Raw genomic sequence first — 17926 nt, 5'->3', positions numbered from 1 at the left:
TGGCACATCAGCGGTGGTGTGCCCACCCGGAGATGTGCCAGAAATGAAGAGTTGCGCAGCGTCGTCAGTCGTCGGTGGGGTTGACCTCGACGGCGGTGCCGGTGAGGGCGGCGGTCGTGACGCGACGGCTCTTGGTGCGGTTGCGTCCACGGCCGGGCTCCTTGGGCTCCGGAAGCGCACTGAGGACCGAGTCGAGCAGCTGCTCCTTCTCGGACTTCGGGCGCTCGGGAGCCTGCTCGGTCCGCGGAGCGCGGTCCTGCTTGTCCGAGCGCTTGCGCCGGGGCTTCTTCGACCGCTCCTCCGATGCGGGCTCCTGTCGGGGTCCCTCGGGCAGCGCGATCTCGACAGCGGGGTCCTTCTGCTCCGGCTCCTGCGCCGCCGGAATGGTCGATGCCGCGATCTGCGCCAGCGCTGATTTCACACCATCGGTGATGACGTGGGTCGCACCGTTGCCGTTGCTGTTCCCGTGCGAGCCAGACGCGTCGTTCGAACCCTGCTTGTGGGATCCGTTGCCGTTCGACCCGCCGCCGCTGCCGCCACGGCCTCGACGGTTGCCGCCGCCGCCTGACGAGCGGTGCTTGGCGACCGGGTCGTGGTGCACGATCACTCCACGGCCGGCGCAGACCTCGCACGCCTCGCTGAACGTCTCGAGCAGTCCGAGGCCGAGCTTCTTGCGCGTCATCTGCACGAGGCCGAGGGACGTCACCTCCGCGACCTGATGCTTGGTGCGGTCGCGGCTGAGGCACTCGATGAGACGACGCAGCACGAGATCGCGGTTCGACTCGAGCACCATGTCGATGAAGTCGACCACGATGATCCCGCCGATATCGCGCAGCCGCAGCTGGCGCACGATCTCCTCGGCGGCCTCGAGGTTGTTCTTGGTCACAGTCTCTTCGAGGTTGCCGCCGCTCCCGACGAACTTGCCCGTGTTCACGTCGACCACGGTCATCGCCTCGGTGCGGTCGATGACGAGGGAGCCGCCGGAGGGCAGCCAGACCTTGCGGTCGAGCGCCTTCTCGATCTGCTCCGTCACGCGGAATGCATCGAACGGATCCTGCTCGCCGTCGTAGCGCTCGACACGATCGAGCAGATCGGGTGCGACCTGCTCGAGGTACGTCGTGATGGTTCCGTGCGCGTCATCGCCCTGGATGAGCATCTTCGTGAAGTCCTCATTGAAGACATCGCGGACGATCTTGACCAACAGGTCGGGCTCGCTGTGCAGCAGGCTCGGGGCGTTGCCCTTCTCGACCGCCTGCCTGACGTGCTCCCACTGGCTGGTCAGACGGTTGACGTCGCGCGTGAGCTGTTCCTCTGTGGCGCCCTCTGCCGCGGTGCGCACGATGACGCCGCTGGAGGAAGGGAGCACCTGCTTCAGGATCTTCTTCAGTCGCTGCCGCTCGTTGTCGGGAAGCTTGCGCGAGATGCCGTTCATCGAGCCACCAGGCACATAGACCAGGTAGCGGCCGGGCAACGAGATCTGGCTCGTCAGACGGGCACCCTTGTGCCCGACCGGATCCTTCGTCACCTGCACCAGCACGCGGTCGCCCGGCTTGAGTGCGAGTTCGATGCGGCGAGGCTGGTTGCCGGTCTCGACGGCGTCCCAGTCGACCTCGCCGGAATAGAGCACGGCGTTGCGTCCGCGTCCGATGTCGACGAACGCCGCCTCCATGCTCGGCAGCACGTTCTGCACCCGCCCCAGGTAGACGTTGCCGATCAGTGACGCATCCTGGTCGCGCGCGACATAGTGCTCGACGAGCACCTTGTCCTCGAGCACGCCGATCTGTACGCGGCCCTTCTTCGAGCGCACCACCATCTGGCGATCGACCGACTCGCGCCGGGCGAGGAACTCCGCCTCGGTGACGACGGATCGGCGGCGGCCGGCTTCACGGCCGTCCCTGCGGCGCTGCTTCTTCGCCTCGAGGCGCGTGGAGCCCTTGATCGCCTGCGGCTCGGTGATCAGCTCAGGCTGACGGTCGGATCCGCCGCCCTTGCCACCACGGCGGCGGCGCCTGCGGTTGCCCCGTGCCGAGGAGTCATCGTCGTCATCGCGCTGGTCGTCACGACGATCATCGTCGCGACGATCGTCGCTGCGCAGATCGGTGTCGCGCGGCAGCGCCGGCAGCGGAGCGATCTGCGGTGCATAGAAGTGCAGCGCAGTCGACGGCGACGACACGAATGTCTCCGGCAGCAGCCCCAGGCTCACCGCGGTGAGACGTTCCGGAACCTCCGGCTCCGATTCGTTCGTCTCCGGTGCGTGCTTCGCCACGGTCGACGCATCCGGCGATCCGGTTGCCTCGCCGCCACGGCTCTGCCCGCCGTCGGCCGCTCCCGCGGGAGCCTGCTCGTCCGGGGCTTCGCCCGATTTGTCGCCGTCTGCTGCGGCCGGATCCGGGTTCTGCCCGCCCTGCGCAGTCACCTGTTCCTCGGTCGACTCATCTGCGACGGGGGCCGCGTCAGCCGGTGCCGTTTCGTCACCGGTGCCCTCCGGCGCAGTCTCGCGCTCCGGATCTCCGGTGTCGTCCGCCCGCTCGGGCTGGTCGCCGTCGACGCCCTCAGGTACGTCGTTCCGCTCGACCGCGGACTCCACCGGCTCGCCGTGGACGAGCTCAGCGGCCGTGTCGGCTTCGGGCACCGGCTGGGCGCCCTCCGCCTCCTCGTCGCGTCGCGTCGCTACCTCCTCGGCAGCGGCTGTGTCGAAGGTGTCGTTCTCGCTGTGTTCACTGTTCTCATCGGCCATCTCTGGCGTACTCCTCGACGAGCGCTTATGCGCGCCCGGAATTCTCGAGCGAGCCCTTCCCGGGCCCGCGTACTGCGTCGACCGGCGTTCGCTCTGGTCGCGAGAGGCTTCCGCCTCGAAGTCTCTTCAGCGCGGTTCGCGGATCCCCCGCGGGTTGCGCCTTGCGTGCCATTATCGCATGCGCGGATCAGAGGGCGTGTATCTGGCGGTGTCATAATCTGCTCATGCCCAGCACACGCACCCGGCCGACCGCCCTCGGCGTCTGGTTGATCATCGCGTCCGTGATCGGTTGGATCGCGGCTTTCACCCTCATGATCGAGAAACTCGATGTGCTGGAGAGCCCCGGCACGACTGCGGGCTGCGACTTCAGCGTCCTCGTGCAGTGCACGAAGAATCTCAACGAGTGGCAGGGATCGGCCTTCGGGTTCCCGAACCCTCTCATCGGCGTGGCCGGCTGGATGGCGCCGCTCGTCGTCGGCGTGGCGATCCTCGGCGGGGTGAGGTTCCCGAAGTGGTTCTGGACTCTGTTCACCGCCGGCATGACCTTCGCCTTCGGGTTCATCTGCTGGCTCATCTTCCAGTCGATCTTCAGCCTGTCGACGCTGTGCCCGTGGTGCATGGTGACCTGGTCGGTCACGATCCCCTCGTTCTACGCCGTTGCCCTGCACGCGATCCGCATCGGTGCGATTCCCCTCGGGTCCCGTGCCGGGAAGGCGGCCGACAAGCTGGCCGGCTGGGTGCCGCTGTTCACCGTCGTGAGCTTCGCCATCATCGCCCTGCTGGCACAGATCAGGCTGAACGTGCTGGTCGAATTCCTCTAGGGAGTGCGCGTTGCCCGGATGAACGGAACCCCCGCCGCAGCACGGCAGGGGTTCCGTTCCGGTTCAGAACCAGATCGACAGCTCGCGCTCGGCCGACTCCTGGCTGTCCGAGCCGTGCACAAGGTTCTGCTGGACCTTCAGGCCCCAGTCGCGACCGAGGTCGCCGCGGATCGTTCCCGGCGCGGCGCTGGTCGGGTCAGTCGTTCCTGCCAGCGACCGGAAGCCCTCGATGACGCGATCGCCGGTGAGGCGGATGGCGACTGACGGGCCCGACATCATGAACTCGAGCAGCGGCTCGTAGAACGGCTTGCCCTCGTGCTCCGCGTAGTGCTTCTCGAGTCGCTCGCGGCTGGGCTCGACGAGGCGCAGGTCGACGAGCGAGTACCCCTTGCGCTCGATGCGCGCGAGGATCTCACCGGTCAGGCCGCGGGCGACGCCGTCCGGCTTGACGAGGACGAGTGTCTCTTCCGTAGGCATGTATTCCTCTTTCGTTCGTGAGGGCCCGGCGCGTCTCCCCGGGTGCCCTGCGATCTTCCGTCACGGCGACACGGTCACCGACTCGAACAGGTCGACACCAGTCTGTCAGGCTTCGCCGCCGTGCTCCCGCTCGTACGCGGCGCGCTGGCGCTGCACGCGCCGTTCCGTGCGCGAGCCCCACACCACGGCGTACGCCCACAGGCCGCCGAACACCAGTGCCGCGATGAACAGGCCCGTCTCGAGAAACCCGCCGAGCAGCACGACCACCTGCAGCGCCCATCCGACGGCGTAGCCCCACGGCCAGCGCAGCAGCCCTGATGCGAGGAAGAACAGCACGGCCATCACGCCGCCGGCCACCACTCCCCACCATGCGGGCAGCGGGCCGGTCGCGTCGAGCCCGTAGAGCACGAGGCCGCCGAGGAATGCCACGAGCGCCTCGCTGACCAGGACGATCTGTCCGAGCTTCTCCTGCAGCGGGCGGTAGCGGGCCGGCTTCGGCTGCTCCTGCGTCATCGGCGCTCCACGTTCTTCCAGCCCTCCGCCTCCGCGAGGGCGATCGCCTCACCGACGAGCACGACCGAGCCGGAGATGACGACGGCGCGCTTCTCCGCTCCGTTCGCCCATGCCCTGGCGGCTTCTGCGGCGTCGGAGAGATCGCGGTGCACGGTGGCGCGCTGACCGGTCGCCTCGATGAGGTCCGCGAGGAAGTCGGCCGAGTCGGCGCGCGGCGAGTCTGGCTCCGTCACGAACATGTGAGTGGCGACCGGTGAGAGCTGGGCGATGATGCCGGCGGCGTCCTTGTCGTCGAGCACGCCGAGCACGACGCCCCACTCCTGGATGTCGAACGCGTCCTGCAGCGCGCGCGCCAGCGAGGCCGCCCCGTGCGGGTTGTGTGCGGCATCGATGATCACAGTCGGTTCGACTCCGACGAGCTGCAGCCGCCCCGGAGAGACGACCTCCTGCAGCCCCTCTGCCAGAACATTGTCAGCGACCTGCTGCGACGCATCGCCGATCAGCGACTCGACGGCGGCCACCGCCAGCGCCGCGTTCTCGCCCTGGTGCTGCCCGAACAGCGGCAGATACTGCTCCTCATACGCCCCCGTCAGGCCCCGGATGGACACGAGCTGGCCGCCGACGGCGAGCTTGCTCTCCGAGAGGGCGAAGTCCTCGCCCTCGAAGGAGATGGTCGCTCCCTGCTCCTTCGCGACACGGCGCAGCACGGCCTCGACCTCCGGCGTCTGCTGTGCCGAGACGGCTCGGGCGCCCGGTTTGATGATGCCGGCCTTGACCTCGGCGATCTTCTCGATCGTGTCGCCGAGCCGATCCGCGTGGTCGAGCGCGATGGGCGCGAACACCGCGACGTCGCCGTCCGCTGTGTTCGTCGAGTCCCACGAGCCGCCCATGCCCACCTCGAGCACGAGCACGTCGACGGGAGCGTCCGCGGAGGCCGCGAACGCGAGCACCGTCAGCAGCTCGAAGAACGTCAGCGGCTCCTCGTCGGAATCCGCCAGCTCCGCATCGACCATGTCGACGAACGGTGAGATCTCGTCCCAGGCGTCGGCGATCACGTCGTCGGCGATGGGTTCGCCGTCGATCAGGATCCGCTCGGTGAACCGCGTCAGGTGCGGGCTGGTGAACAGGCCGGTGCGCAGACCGTGCGCCCGCACGAGCCGCTCCACGATGCGCGCCGTCGAGGTCTTGCCGTTCGTTCCCGTGACGTGCACGACGCGGTAGGTGTGCTGCGGGTCGGCCAGCAGCTCCAGCACGCGTGCCGTGCGCTCTTTGCGGGGCTGCACCCATCGCTCGCCGGCCCTGGCCAGCAGGTTCTCGTAGACGGCGTCCGCACGGGCGCGGTCGTTGTCGCTCATCAGTTCTCCACTTGCACGGCCTCGACGACCACGCGCGTCACGGCGACGCGGATGTCGCCTGCATTGGCATAGGTTCCCGCCGGAATCGTCTGAGCGAACTCCGCATCGCGTTCGACCAAGTCGTCGAACAGCTCGCACCCGCCGACGGCCAGCGTCTCGCCCGCGACGTCCGCCGCATCGAACGCGGCACGGACGGCGGCTGCGTCCTCCGGCGAGGAGAAGCCGAGCTCGAGCCGGATCCGGTCGCTGACGTCGAAGCCCGCGGCCTTGCGCGTGTCCTGAACGGCCCGGATGACGTCGCGCGCCAGACCCTCGGCCTCGAGCTCCGGCGTGGTCGTCGTGTCCAGCAGCACGAAGCCGTCACCGGGAAGAAGCGCGAGCGCTTCGCCTTCAGGGCGCCCCGTGGTCTCCAACTCGATCGAGTACTCTCCGTCGGTCATGATGACCTCGTCATCGGGAAGTCCAGTGACATCCAGCTGCTCGCTCCCGATGAGCTCGATCCCACCGGCTGTGACCACGCCATTCGATTCCGACCAGTCACCGGACTTCGCAGCCTTGATCACCTCCTGCACGCGCTTCCCCAGCCGGGGGCCCGCGACCCGGGCGTTGACGTTCAGGCGGCGCGAGATCCCGTATCGCTCTGCGGTGTCATCGCCGAGCTCGACCAGGTCGACTCGCTTGACGTTCAATTCCTCGCGCAGAATGCTCTCGAAACGGGCGAGCTCTTCCGTGCGGGATGTGACCACGATCAGCTTCGTCAACGGCAGTCGTACGCGCAGGCCCTCCCTCTTGCGCAGCGCATTCGCCACACTGGAGGCCTCGCGAATCTTCTCCATGACCTCCCACAAGTCATACGACAGCGGGAACTCGTCCGCATCGGGCCAGTCGGTGAGGTGCACACTGCGCCCGCCGGTGAGTCCCTGCCACACCCGCTCGGAGATGAGCGGGAGCAGCGGCGCGGCGACGCGGGTGAGCGTCTCCAGCACCGTGTACAGCGTGTCGAAGGCCTCTGTGCTCTTCGGGTCGTCCGTGACGCCCGTCCAGAACCGGTCGCGCGAGCGGCGCACGTACCAATTGGTCAGCACCTCGGCGAAGTCACGCAGGCGGGCGGACGCCGTCGTCGAGTCGAGCTGGTCGAGGTCGGAGGCGACATCACGCACCAGCAGGTGAAGCTGCGCCAGGATGTAGCGGTCGAGCACGTCGGTCGAGCTCGTCGAGCGCTTCGCCTCGTATCCTGCGGCATTCGCATAGGTGGCGAAGAAGTACCACGAGTTCCACAGCGGCAGCATGAACTCGCGCACGCCCGCGCGGATGCCCTCTTCGGTGACCGAGAGGTTTCCGCCGCGCAGCACGGACGACGACATCAGGAACCAGCGCATCGCGTCGGAGCCGTCGCGATCGAACACCTCGTTGACGTCCGGATAGTTGCGCAGCGACTTCGACATCTTCTGGCCGTCGTTGCCGAGCACGATGCCGTGGCAGCTGACGCCGGTGTAGGCCGGGCGGGAGAACAGCGCCGTCGAGAGCACGTGCATCACGTAGAACCAGCCGCGGGTCTGCCCGATGTACTCGACGATGAAATCGGCCGGCGCGTGCGAGTCGAACCAGTCCTTGTTCTCGAACGGGTAGTGCACCTGTGCGAACGGCATCGATCCGGAATCGAACCAGACGTCGAAGACGTCCTCGATCCGGCGCATCGTCGACTGCCCGGTCGGGTCGTCCGGGTTCTGGCGGGTGAGGTCGTCGATGTACGGCCGGTGCATGTCGACGTCGCCGTGCTCGTTCACCGGCAGCTGGCCGAAGTCGCGCTCGAGATCCTCGAGCGAGCCGTACACGTCCACGCGCGGATGGTTCGGGTCGTCCGACTTCCACACCGGAATGGGCGTTCCCCAGTAGCGGTTGCGGCTGATCGACCAGTCGCGCGCGCCCTCGAGCCACTTGCCGAACTGGCCGTGCTTGACGTTCTCCGGCGCCCAGGTGATCTGCTCGTTGTTCGCGAGCAGATCGTCCTTGAAGTCCGTGACGCGCACGAACCAGCTCGAGACCGGCATATAGATCAGCGGGTTGCGGCAGCGCCAGCAGTGCGGGTAGCTGTGCTCGTACGAGCGCAGCCGCAGCAGCCTGCCGTTCTGGCGCAGCAGCCGCACGATGGGCGTGTTCGCATCCGACCACAGCTGGCCCGCGACATCCGGAACCATATCGAGGAAACGGCCGTCAGCGCCGAGCGAGACGATCGACGGGATGCCGTGCGCCTCGTGCACGCGGTGGTCATCCTCACCGTAGGGCGCCTGGTGCACGATGCCGGTGCCGTCGCCGGTGGTGACGTAGTCGTCGGCGATGACCTGCCAGGCGTTCTGCGTTCCCCACGTCTCGACGTCGGTGAAGTAGTCGAACAGCGGCTCGTAGGTCACGCCCGAAAGCTCCGTGCCGCTGATCCGGGCCCGGATGGCGGCGGTCGCCTCATCCGGCTCGTCGTAGCCGAGCTCACTCGCGTGGGCGGCGACCAGGTCGGCCGCGAGCAGGAACTCCTCGCCTGCGGCGCCCTCCGTCGTGCCGTTCGGGCCGACCGGCACGACGGCGTACTCGACGCCGGGCCCGACGGCGAGCGACAGGTTCGTCGGCAGCGTCCACGGCGTGGTCGTCCAGGCCAGCGCCCGCACGCCGGCGATGCCGAGCTGCTGTGCCTTCTCCCCCGTGAAGGGGAACGAGACCGTCACCGACGGGTCCTGCCTGTCCTGATAGACGTCGTCGTCCATCCGGAGCTCGTGGTTGCTCAGCGGCGTCTGATCGCGCCAGCAGTACGGGAGCACGCGGTAGCCCTCATAGGCGAGGTCGCGGTCGTGGAGCTGCTTGAACGCCCACAGCACGCTCTCCATGAACCCGGGGTCGAGGGTCTTGTAGCCGCCTGCGAAGTCGACCCAGCGCGCCTGGCGGGTGACATAATCCTGCCACTCGCGCGTGTAGGCCAGCACCGACTCGCGCGCCTTCGCGTTGAAAGCATCGACGCCCATGGCCTCGATCTCGCTCTTCTCGGTGATGCCGAGCTGCTTCATCGCCTCGAGCTCGGCGGGCAGTCCGTGCGTGTCCCAGCCGAAGACGCGGTCGACCTTCTTGCCGCGCATCGTCTGGAAGCGCGGGAACAGGTCCTTGGCGTAGCCGGTGAGCAGATGCCCGTAGTGCGGAAGGCCGTTCGCGAACGGCGGGCCGTCGTAGAACACCCACTCATCGGCGCCCGCACGCTGATCGATCGACGCGCGGAAGGTGTCGTCCTGTTCCCAGAAGGCCAGGACGTCGCGCTCGACATCGGGGAATCGCGGCGACGGGATCACGTGGCTCGCGTCATCGGCGGCCGGTCCGAACGCGGACTTCGGGTAGGTCATCTTCATGGGCTCCAGCAGTTCCGAAAGGGACTGCGAGGACGACTGGCCACTGTTTCCAGCTCCAGCCGCGGTACCACCCCGCGTGCGACACGTGCGCCACTCTCACTGCGGCTGTGACGGGCCTGCCCCGCGCGGGTCTAGTGAGGGCGAATGCCCCGTTCTTCCGCGAGCTCCCCGGTGATGGCCGGTTCGATGCTGATGAGTCGATTCTACGCGCTCCCGCGCGGGGCGGCGAATTGATCGCGTCTGCGGCACGCGACGCACGGAGCACGCCTTCCCGCAACAGCGCCGGCGTGCCCTATCGTGGGGTTCATCCGCGCCAGGACGGCGCGCTCCTCTCTTTCACACGACTCTCTTACGACGAAGGCATCCGTGACGCTTCCCGAGTCCCTCGAAACCCGTCCGCTCCCCATCATCGCGCCGAAGGGTCCGCGCCCGTACGACACCATCGCCGTCCTCGGCGGCGGGGCCTTCGGCACGGCACTGGCATCGGTGGCCGCGCGTGCACAGCGTGAGACCAGGCTCTGGCTCCGCGACGAGAGTGTTGCTGCCGACATCCGGGACAACCGCCGCAACACCCGCTACCTCGGCGACATCAAGCTCGCCAAGGGCATCGCCGCGACCACCGACCTGGCCGAGGCCCTCGAAGGCGCAGATGCCGTGCTGCTGGTGACCCCGTCGACGACGATCCGGGAGATGGCGGCCAGGATCGGCGAGCTCGCGCCCCCGGATGCACCGATCTTCGTCTGCGCCAAGGGCATCGAATCTGGCAGCGGTCTGCTGATGAGCGAAGTCGCAGCCGAGGTGGCACCAGGGCGCCCGATCGGCGCCCTCACCGGCCCGACGTTCGCCACCGAGACGGCCGCGGGGCACCCGACCGCTGTGACCGTCGCGTGCAACTCCGGAGTGCGGGTCAGACCGATGGAGCGGGCAGCGGCGCGCATGGCGCTGTCACTGGCGACCGGCGCATTCCGCCCGTACATCTCAGACGACCTGCCGGGTGTGGAAGTGGGCGGTGCCGTGAAGAACGTCGTCGCGATCGCCTGCGGCATCCTCGCCGGTGCCGGCTTCGGCGAGAACTCGCGCGCCGCGATCATCACCCGTGGGCTCAGCGAGATGAAGGAGCTCGCCGTCAAACTCGGCGGCAGCCGCGAGACCGTCACGGGCCTGGGCGGGCTCGGCGACCTGATGCTGACGTGCTCGTCGCCGCAGTCGCGCAACTTCTCCTACGGCTTCCAGCGCGGCCAGGGCCGCAGCGACGACGAGGTGTTCGATGGCCGCCCTGTGGTCGTCGAGGGCCGGCACAACGCCGTCACCGCCACCGACCTCGCCCGCCGACTCGGCCTGCACATGCCGATCTGCGAGATGGTGCGCTCGATCGTCGACGACGGCGAGCCCATCGGCGACGCGTTCGCCCGGTTCTGGTCGTCCCCCATCGGCGCCGAGCCCCGAGCCCTCGACCTCGAGATCGCCCACCCCGCCGTCGACGCGGTCGAGAAGCGTTTCGAGGACCTCAACCTCTGACGCAGGGTCGGGTTGCGCCGCGCGCATACATAAACAGATCGCGCATTCGCACACACAGTTTCCGGGTTTCGCTGTTGTCGAATGCGCGTTGTGTTGTCGAATGCGCGGTGCCCATTCATTTCGCGAGATGCAACCCGCGCGCCACGGCCCCGATGATGAGGTCCTGCACGCGCGGCCAATCGCCCATCACCTGCCAGTAGCCGACCCGGATCACGTGATAGCCCGCCAGCCGCAGCTTCGCGTCATGCTCGTTGTCGATCATCCGCTGCTCGTCCACATGATGGCCACCGTCGATCTGCAGTATGAGCCGATCGCCGATCAGCAGGTCGACTCGGTGCCCCAACAGCCACACTTGGCGACGAAGACGGAGCCCGAGCCACCGCAGCCGCGGCACGACCACGGTCTCAACACCCGAGTCCGAGTACGGCTGCGCGTCCGCACGGAGCCGCCGACCCTTCGCCCCGAACGCCAGAGTGCCGAGATGCTCGAACGTCGTCAGCCCGCGGTTGAGCGCGGACTCCCAGACAGTGAGCGCCTTTTCGTAGGGCTGGCACTCCGCGACGAGGTTCAGCGTGTTCTCGAGCGAGTCCTCGAGGCGACCCGGATGCCGCGGCAGAAGCGGCCTCGCCCAGTGCACGTGCGCAGATGTCGGGCGGCGCAGTGGTCGTCCTGGCCTCGCCGCGACGTGGACCCGCGGCTCGTGCACGTCCCAGAGCCCCACTCGTGCTGCGCGAGTCACGCAGGTCACCACGACGCCGACCTCGACTGCGGCGACGAGCGCAGGATCCGCCGACATCGTCGAGACCCATCCCCGGGCAGGCCTGTCCAGTATCCCCGCTCCGACGGCGCGGTCAACGATGTGCCGGCTCACACCCGCTTCATCGCGCAGAGCGTCGGTCGGCATGATGCCGCCGGCGGCTTCCACGATCCGTACGAGTTCCATCACGTCAGGCTCGCACCACGATGTGCTGTCGAACCCAGTTGTGGACAACGTTCCTGCCGAAGATCCGCGATCCAGGCCCTGTGAGCGAGAGGACGGGAAGCTGCTCTGCCCCGACATACAGGAGATGACGTGCGCTCGCGTACACGAACCCGGCGGGGTGTGCGCGAACGCAGGCTTCCGTTTATCCGCGGCGCAGCGTCGACCGGTTCACCGCAGCACATTGCGCGCGTTCAGCAACATCGCGCGCATTCGCGAACACGATTCCCACGGAATCGTGTGCGTGAGCGCGCGTTCTGTTGAGTTATGCGCGCGGTGCCGGGTGCACGGCGCCCTCGAACACCCGCGACGGCCCCTGGCGCAGGATCGACCCGAGTTCGGCTTGTAGACTTGCGGAAACTCCCACATCTGGCACGCAGACACCGTGCCGCCCATATCGCTAGGAGCGCGCATGCCCGAGATTCCCGACAAGCCCGCACTCGAAGGTCTCGAAGCGAAATGGGGTGAGCGCTGGGAGAACGCCGGAACCTACCGGTTCGACCGCGACACCGCCCGCGCCGCGGGCCGCGAAGGCGTCTACTCGGTGGACACTCCCCCGCCGACGGCATCCGGGTCGCTGCACATCGGCCACGTGTTCAGCTACACGCACACCGACGTGAAGACGCGCTTCGAGCGCATGCGCGGCAAGCAGGTGTTCTACCCGATCGGATGGGACGACAACGGCCTTCCCACCGAACGCCGGGTGCAGAACTACTACGGCGTGCGCTGCGATCCCTCGCTGCCGTACGACGCCGACTTCACACCGCCGTTCGAGGGCACCACCAAGAACATCAAGGCCGCTGACCAGGTGCCGATCAGCCGCCGCAACTTCACGGAGCTGTGCGAGGCGCTCACCGTGGAGGATGAGAAGACCTTCGAGGACCTGTGGCGCCAGCTCGGCCTCTCGGTCGACTGGACCCAGACGTACCGGACGATCTCCGACGACACCATCCGCACCAGCCAGCGCGCGTTCCTTCGGAACCACGCCCGCGGCGAGGCGTACCAGTCGCTCGCCCCGACGCTGTGGGACATCGACTTCCGCTCCGCGATCGCGCAGGCAGAGCTCGAAGACCGTGAGCGCCCGGCCGCGTACCACCGCCTGCCGTTCCACCGCACCGACGGCGCAGGCGACGTGCTGATCGAGACCACGCGCCCCGAGCTGCTGGCTGCGTGCGTCGCCCTCGTCGCGCATCCGGATGACGAGCGCTACCAGCCGCTGTTCGGCACCACAGTGAAGACTCCGCTGTTCGGTGTCGAGGTTCCCGTGCTGCCCCATCCGCTCGCACAGCCAGACAAGGGCTCCGGCATCGCGATGATCTGCACCTTCGGCGACGTCACCGACATCATCTGGTGGCGCGAGTTGGACCTGCCCAACCGCACGATCATCGGCAAGGACGGCCGCATCGTGGCCGAGGCGCCCGAGGCGATCACCGGCGATGCCGGGCGAGACGCGTACGCGCAGCTGGTGGGCAAGACCGTGTTCAGCGCGCAGAAGCTCACACTCGAGATGCTCGAGGCATCCGGCGAGCTGGTGCACTCGGGCGAGCAGTTCAACCACCCGGTGAAGTTCTTCGAGAAGGGCGATCGTCCGCTCGAGATCGTCTCCACTCGGCAGTGGTACGTCCGCAACGGCGCCCGCGACGCCGAGCTGAGGGCGAAGCTGCTGGCGCTCGGCGAAGAGATCGACTGGCACCCCGATTTCATGCGCGTGCGCTATGAGAACTGGGTGAACGGCCTCACCGGCGACTGGCTGGTCTCACGGCAGCGGTTCTTCGGCGTGCCGATTCCCGTCTGGTACGGGCTCGACCAGAACGGCGAGCGCGACTACGACAACGTCATCGTGCCGGATGAGGCATCGCTGCCCGTCGACCCGTCGAGCGACGTTCCGGCGGGCTACACCGCCGATCAGCGCGGCGTGCCCGGCGGGTTCGACGCGGAGACCGACGTATTCGACACCTGGGCGACGTCGTCCCTGACCCCGCAGCTCGCCGGCGGATGGGAGCGCGACGAGGAGCTGTGGAACCTTGTCGCACCGTTCGACGTGCGGCCGCAGGGTCAGGACATCATCCGCACCTGGTTGTTCTCGACGCTGCTGCGCAGCGCGCTGGAGGACGACAGGCCGTCGTGGAAGCACGCGTCGATCTCGGGCTTCATCGTCGACCCCGACCGGAAGAAGATGTCGAAGTCGAAGGGCAACGTCGTCACGCCCGCCGACATCCTGGACAAGCACGGATCGGATGCCGTGCGGTACTGGGCGGCGTCGAGCCGGCTCGGCGCCGACGCGGCATTCGACCCGCAGAACCCGACCCAGATCAAGATCGGCCGACGTCTGGCGATCAAGGTGCTCAACGCGGCGAAGTTCGTGCTGGGCTTCGAGGCTCCGGATGGCGCGGAGGTCACGGAGGCGCTGGACGCCTCGATGCTCGCCGAGCTCGATCGCGTGGTCGAGCAGGCCACAGCGGCGCTGGACGGCTTCGACCACGCCCGCGCGCTGGAGGTCACCGAGGCGTTCTTCTGGACGTTCTGCGACGACTATCTCGAGCTGGTCAAGGAGCGCGCGTACTCGGGCGGCGCGGCAGGGGCCTCCGCGGCCGTGGCGCTGCGCACCGCACTGTCGACGCTGCTGCGCCTGCTCGCGCCCGTCGTCTCGTTCGCGACCGAGGAGGTGTGGAGCTGGTTCCAGCCAGGTTCCGTTCACACCGCATCGTGGCCGACCGTCTCGGGCATCCATGGCGACCCGGATGTGCTCGCCGCGGCGAGTCAGGCGCTGATCGCGATCCGCCGTGCTAAGACGGAGGCTAAGGCATCGCAGAAGACGCCGGTTGTGTCGGCCACGGTCGTCGCGCCCAGCGGTCGGACAGCGCTGCTGAAGTTGGCCGAGGTCGATGTGAAGGCCGTCGGCCGGATCGAGACGCTCGAGTTCGAGGACGGCGAGGACTTCGCGGTCACCGGGATCGAGTTGGCACAGCCGGAGGGATGACTATGAAGCTCGGAACACGATGGGCGGCGGGATCCGAGCCCCCGTCCTCGGTGCCGGAGGCGCTGCGCGCCGAGATCGCACGCATCGACCAGACGCTCGCCCAGCCCGGCGCTGCTCCGTCGTGGACGCTGACCTGGTTGGAGGGCCGTCCGATCGCCGAACTCGCCAGCGGCATCGAGGTCACCCTCGATGACAACGGCCAGCCGGTCACCACCACCTTCGACCCGATGGCGTAGAGCGCGCGGCAGACGTGTGATGCGAAGAGCCCGACCCTCCCGGAGAGGTCGGGCTCTTCGCATCAGTGCCTGCGGCCGGCGATGGCGGAACCGAAGAGCGCATGCGCACTGCGCGCGACGAGAACGCCGCCAGTTCCGTGCGCACGGGCCGCAGGTTATGCGCTCTTGCGGCGCTCTCGGTACACGCGGGTCGGCTCGGCGCCGTCCGTGACCGCGCCGCGGGTGACGATGACCTTGTCGACGTCTTCATCGCTCGGGATGTCGAACATGATCGGGCCCAGAACGTCTTCGAGGATGGCGCGCAGACCGCGAGCACCCGTCTTCCGTTCGACTGCGAGATTGGCGATGGCGCGCAGCGCTTCCTCTTCGAACTCGAGCTCGACGCCGTCGACCGAGAACATCTGCTGGTACTGCTTCACCAGTGCGTTGCGCGGTGTGCTGAGGATCTCGACGAGAGCGTCCTGATCGAGCGGGTTCACGGAGGCGATCATCGGCAGCCTGCCGATGAACTCGGGGATCAGCCCGAACTTGTGCAGGTCTTCTGGCCGCACCTCGCTGAAGAGCGTGTTCTCCTGCGTCTTGTCGTGCAGCGGCGCTCCGAAGCCGACGCCGTGCTTGCCGATGCGGTTCGAGACGATGTCCTCCAGCCCTGCGAAGGCGCCGGCGACGATGAACAGCACATTCGTCGTGTCGATCGAGATGAACTCCTGGTGCGGGTGCTTGCGTCCGCCCTGCGGCGGCACCTGCGCGACCGTTCCCTCCAGGATCTTCAGCAGCGCCTGCTGCACGCCCTCACCCGAGACGTCTCGCGTGATCGACGGGTTCTCCGCCTTGCGGGCGACCTTGTCGATCTCGTCGATGTAGATGATGCCGGTCTCGGCGCGCTTGACGTCGTAGTCGGCGGCCTGCAGCAGCTTGAGCAGGATGTTCTCAACGTCTTCGCCGACGTAGCCGGCCTCGGTCAGCGCCGTTGCGTCGGCGACGGCGAACGGCACGTTGAGCCGCTTCGCGAGAGTCTGGGCCAGGTAGGTCTTGCCGCAGCCCGTCGGCCCGAGCATCAGGATGTTGCTCTTGGCGACCTCGACCTCCTCGGCCTTCTGCTCGGCCGGTTTGATCTCGCCGTGGGCGCGGACTCGCTTGTAGTGGTTGTAGACGGCCACGGCGAGCGAGCGCTTCGCATCGCTCTGGCCGATGACGTATTCCTCGAGGAATTCGTAGATCTCGCGCGGCTTGGGCAGATCGAACTCTCCGGTCGCCTCGCCGTCCGACGCCTCCGCCATGCGCTCTTCGATGATCTCGTTGCACAGCTCGACGCATTCATCGCAGATGTACACGCCTGGACCTGCGATGAGTTGCTGCACCTGCTTCTGGCTCTTTCCGCAGAACGAGCACTTGAAGAGGTCGGCGCTCTCGCCGATGCGAGCCATGGGGCCTCCTGATCGTCTGGCAACTGCCTGATGTGTCGAGCCTAATCGCTGCCACCGACACTCGGCGTCACAACACGGGCACGACGAAGCCCCGGGCGCGACTCGCGTCACATCCCGGGGCTTCGTCGAACAGGCCGCTACTGCGTCGGCTGGCGCTTGCGTGTGGAGAGCACCTGGTCGACCACTCCGTACTCCACGGCCTCGTCCGCGCCCAAGATCTTGTCACGGTCGATGTCCTTGTGGACCTGTTCCGTCGTCCTGTTCGTGTGCTTGGCCATGGTGTCCTCGAGCCATGCGCGCATGCGCATGATCTCGGCCGCCTGGATCTCGATGTCGGAAGCCTGGCCGTGACCGGACTCACCGACCGCCGGCTGATGCATCAGCACCCTGGCGTTCGGCAGCGCCAGACGCTTTCCTGGCGCGCCCGCCGCCAGCAGCACCGACGCGGCGGATGCCGCCTGTCCGAGGACCACGGTCTGGATCTGGGGCGAGATGTACTGCATGGTGTCGTAGATCGCCGTCATCGCGGTGAACGACCCGCCTGGCGAATTGATGTACATGATGATGTCGCGGTCGGGATCCTGGCTCTCGAGGACGAGAAGCTGGGCCATCACATCATCAGCCGAGGCGTCGTCGATCTGCACGCCGAGGAAGATCACGCGGTCCTCGAACAGCTTGTTGTATGGGTCCTGGCGCTTGAAGCCGTACGCCGTGCGCTCCTCGAACTGCGGGAGGATGTAGCGGCTGGACGGCATCTGGAGCCCCTGCGGGGCCTGGGTGTACGGAGTGTGCATCGTGGTGAAGTCCCTTGCTCCCTCAGTTGGCCTCGCGGTCGGTGCCGCCGCCGCCGGCGACGTCGCTCGCGCTCTCGCGGATGTGATCGATGAAGCCGTAGTCCACCGCTTCTTCGGCCGTGAACCAGTGGTCGCGGTCTCCGTCTTCGTGGATCTGCTCGACCGTCTTGCCCGTCTGCGCCGCAGTGATCTCGGCGAGGCGGTTCTTCATCGAGACGATGAGCTCGGCCTGCGTCTTGATGTCGCTCGCGGTGCCGCCGAAGCCGCCGTGCGGCTGGTGCAGCAGGACTCGGGCATTCGGCGTGATGTAGCGCTTGCCCTTCGTGCCGCTCGTTAGCAGCAGCTGCCCCATCGACGCCGCCATGCCGATGCCGACAGTGACGATGTCGTTGGGCACGAACTGCATCGTGTCGTAGATCGCCATACCTGCGGTGATCGAACCGCCTGGCGAATTGATGTAGAGGTAGATGTCCTTATTCGAGTCCTCGGCTGCGAGAAGGAGGATCTTCGCGCAGATCTCGTTCGCGTTATCGTCTCGCACCTCCGACCCAAGCCAGATGATGCGATCCTTCAGCAGCTGGTCGAAGACACTCTGTGCCATCAGCGGTTCCGGCATTCTCACTCCATTCGGTGATGCGTTGATATCGACACTACCGGCGGGAAATCGCGGCCCAGCCCATGTTCGCCCTGGGCATACGACAGC

Annotated in this window: 13 protein-coding genes; 4 read left to right on the top strand and 9 right to left on the bottom strand. The window is 67.4% G+C overall.

Annotated features, from left to right (window positions below; translation table 11 throughout):
- Positions 1-64: 64 nt before the first annotated feature.
- Entirely contained in the window at positions 65-2737 is a 2673-nt protein-coding gene (locus CIK77_RS01115; protein WP_249268637.1) for an Rne/Rng family ribonuclease, read from the bottom strand.
- A 224-nt stretch (positions 2738-2961) separates the two neighbouring features.
- Here CIK77_RS01115 and CIK77_RS01110 point away from each other — a divergent pair, with 224 nt between their 5' ends.
- A complete protein-coding gene (locus CIK77_RS01110; RefSeq protein WP_087055524.1) occupies positions 2962-3558 on the top strand; it encodes a vitamin K epoxide reductase family protein in 597 nt (198 codons plus the stop codon).
- Positions 3559-3621: 63 nt separating this feature from the next.
- Here CIK77_RS01110 and ndk read toward each other — a convergent pair whose 3' ends face one another.
- The 4 genes from ndk to ileS all read right to left on the bottom strand — a co-directional run bounded on the left by ndk (position 3622) and on the right by ileS (position 9283).
- The gene (gene ndk / locus CIK77_RS01105) at positions 3622-4035 is read right to left on the bottom strand and encodes a nucleoside-diphosphate kinase (RefSeq protein ID WP_087055525.1); all 414 of its coding nucleotides are present in this window, start codon (positions 4033-4035) and stop codon (positions 3622-3624) included.
- A gap of 105 nt (positions 4036-4140) precedes the next feature.
- On the bottom strand, positions 4141-4548 hold the full coding sequence (locus CIK77_RS01100; protein WP_087055526.1) for a DUF4233 domain-containing protein: 408 nt from the start codon (positions 4546-4548) through the stop codon (positions 4141-4143).
- Complete coding sequence (locus CIK77_RS01095; RefSeq protein WP_087055527.1) at positions 4545-5903, bottom strand: bifunctional folylpolyglutamate synthase/dihydrofolate synthase; 1359 nt, start codon at positions 5901-5903, stop codon at positions 4545-4547. Before CIK77_RS01095 ends, CIK77_RS01100 begins: the two co-directional genes overlap by 4 nt.
- Positions 5903-9283 (bottom strand): isoleucine--tRNA ligase, encoded by a 3381-nt coding sequence (gene ileS, locus CIK77_RS01090; protein WP_087055743.1) that lies wholly within the window; start codon positions 9281-9283, stop codon positions 5903-5905. The genes CIK77_RS01095 and ileS overlap by 1 nt, the downstream gene beginning before the upstream one ends.
- A gap of 372 nt (positions 9284-9655) precedes the next feature.
- Between ileS and CIK77_RS01085 the strand changes: the two genes are divergently transcribed.
- A complete protein-coding gene (locus CIK77_RS01085) occupies positions 9656-10807 on the top strand; it encodes an NAD(P)H-dependent glycerol-3-phosphate dehydrogenase (protein WP_212647502.1) in 1152 nt (383 codons plus the stop codon).
- 115 nt (positions 10808-10922) lie between these two features.
- Here CIK77_RS01085 and CIK77_RS01080 read toward each other — a convergent pair whose 3' ends face one another.
- Complete coding sequence (locus CIK77_RS01080; protein ID WP_087055528.1) at positions 10923-11750, bottom strand: endonuclease domain-containing protein; 828 nt, start codon at positions 11748-11750, stop codon at positions 10923-10925.
- A 448-nt stretch (positions 11751-12198) separates the two neighbouring features.
- Between CIK77_RS01080 and valS the strand changes: the two genes are divergently transcribed.
- Both valS and CIK77_RS01070 read left to right on the top strand, forming a co-directional pair.
- Positions 12199-14766 (top strand): valine--tRNA ligase, encoded by a 2568-nt coding sequence (valS, locus tag CIK77_RS01075; RefSeq protein ID WP_087055529.1) that lies wholly within the window; start codon positions 12199-12201, stop codon positions 14764-14766.
- Entirely contained in the window at positions 14763-15002 is a 240-nt protein-coding gene (locus tag CIK77_RS01070) for a hypothetical protein (protein WP_332841600.1), read from the top strand. The genes valS and CIK77_RS01070 overlap by 4 nt, the downstream gene beginning before the upstream one ends.
- A gap of 155 nt (positions 15003-15157) precedes the next feature.
- Here the strand turns inward: CIK77_RS01070 and clpX are convergent, their stop codons facing one another.
- From clpX to CIK77_RS01055, 3 genes are all read right to left on the bottom strand, one after another.
- A complete protein-coding gene (gene clpX, locus CIK77_RS01065; protein WP_087055531.1) occupies positions 15158-16429 on the bottom strand; it encodes an ATP-dependent Clp protease ATP-binding subunit ClpX in 1272 nt (423 codons plus the stop codon).
- Positions 16430-16566: 137 nt separating this feature from the next.
- Positions 16567-17223, bottom strand: coding sequence for an ATP-dependent Clp protease proteolytic subunit (locus CIK77_RS01060; RefSeq protein ID WP_087055532.1), 657 nt, complete (start codon positions 17221-17223; stop codon positions 16567-16569).
- A gap of 22 nt (positions 17224-17245) precedes the next feature.
- The gene (locus CIK77_RS01055) at positions 17246-17839 is read right to left on the bottom strand and encodes an ATP-dependent Clp protease proteolytic subunit (protein ID WP_170934180.1); all 594 of its coding nucleotides are present in this window, start codon (positions 17837-17839) and stop codon (positions 17246-17248) included.
- Positions 17840-17926 lie beyond the last annotated feature (87 nt).

The sequence above is a fragment of the Microbacterium sp. JB110 genome (genome assembly GCF_003335195.1).
Lineage (GTDB): Bacteria > Actinomycetota > Actinomycetes > Actinomycetales > Microbacteriaceae > Microbacterium.
Note: the sequence above shows the minus strand (reverse complement) of the source record. Positions and strands in the feature narration are given on the sequence as shown.

What these genes read in the sequence shown, in the direction of transcription:
- CIK77_RS01055 (WP_170934180.1), bottom strand. Translation starts at nt 17,839, where the DNA reads ATGCCGGAACCGCTGATGGCACAGAGTGTCTTCGACCAGCTGCTGAAG.
- CIK77_RS01095 (WP_087055527.1), bottom strand. Translation starts at nt 5,903, where the DNA reads ATGAGCGACAACGACCGCGCCCGTGCGGACGCCGTCTACGAGAACCTG.
- CIK77_RS01115 (WP_249268637.1), bottom strand. Translation starts at nt 2,737, where the DNA reads ATGGCCGATGAGAACAGTGAACACAGCGAGAACGACACCTTCGACACA.
- CIK77_RS01070 (WP_332841600.1), top strand. Translation starts at nt 14,763, where the DNA reads ATGACTATGAAGCTCGGAACACGATGGGCGGCGGGATCCGAGCCCCCG.
- CIK77_RS01060 (WP_087055532.1), bottom strand. Translation starts at nt 17,223, where the DNA reads ATGCACACTCCGTACACCCAGGCCCCGCAGGGGCTCCAGATGCCGTCC.
- ndk (WP_087055525.1), bottom strand. Translation starts at nt 4,035, where the DNA reads ATGCCTACGGAAGAGACACTCGTCCTCGTCAAGCCGGACGGCGTCGCC.
- CIK77_RS01080 (WP_087055528.1), bottom strand. Translation starts at nt 11,750, where the DNA reads ATGGAACTCGTACGGATCGTGGAAGCCGCCGGCGGCATCATGCCGACC.
- clpX (WP_087055531.1), bottom strand. Translation starts at nt 16,429, where the DNA reads ATGGCTCGCATCGGCGAGAGCGCCGACCTCTTCAAGTGCTCGTTCTGC.
- CIK77_RS01110 (WP_087055524.1), top strand. Translation starts at nt 2,962, where the DNA reads ATGCCCAGCACACGCACCCGGCCGACCGCCCTCGGCGTCTGGTTGATC.
- CIK77_RS01100 (WP_087055526.1), bottom strand. Translation starts at nt 4,548, where the DNA reads ATGACGCAGGAGCAGCCGAAGCCGGCCCGCTACCGCCCGCTGCAGGAG.
- ileS (WP_087055743.1), bottom strand. Translation starts at nt 9,283, where the DNA reads ATGACCTACCCGAAGTCCGCGTTCGGACCGGCCGCCGATGACGCGAGC.
- valS (WP_087055529.1), top strand. Translation starts at nt 12,199, where the DNA reads ATGCCCGAGATTCCCGACAAGCCCGCACTCGAAGGTCTCGAAGCGAAA.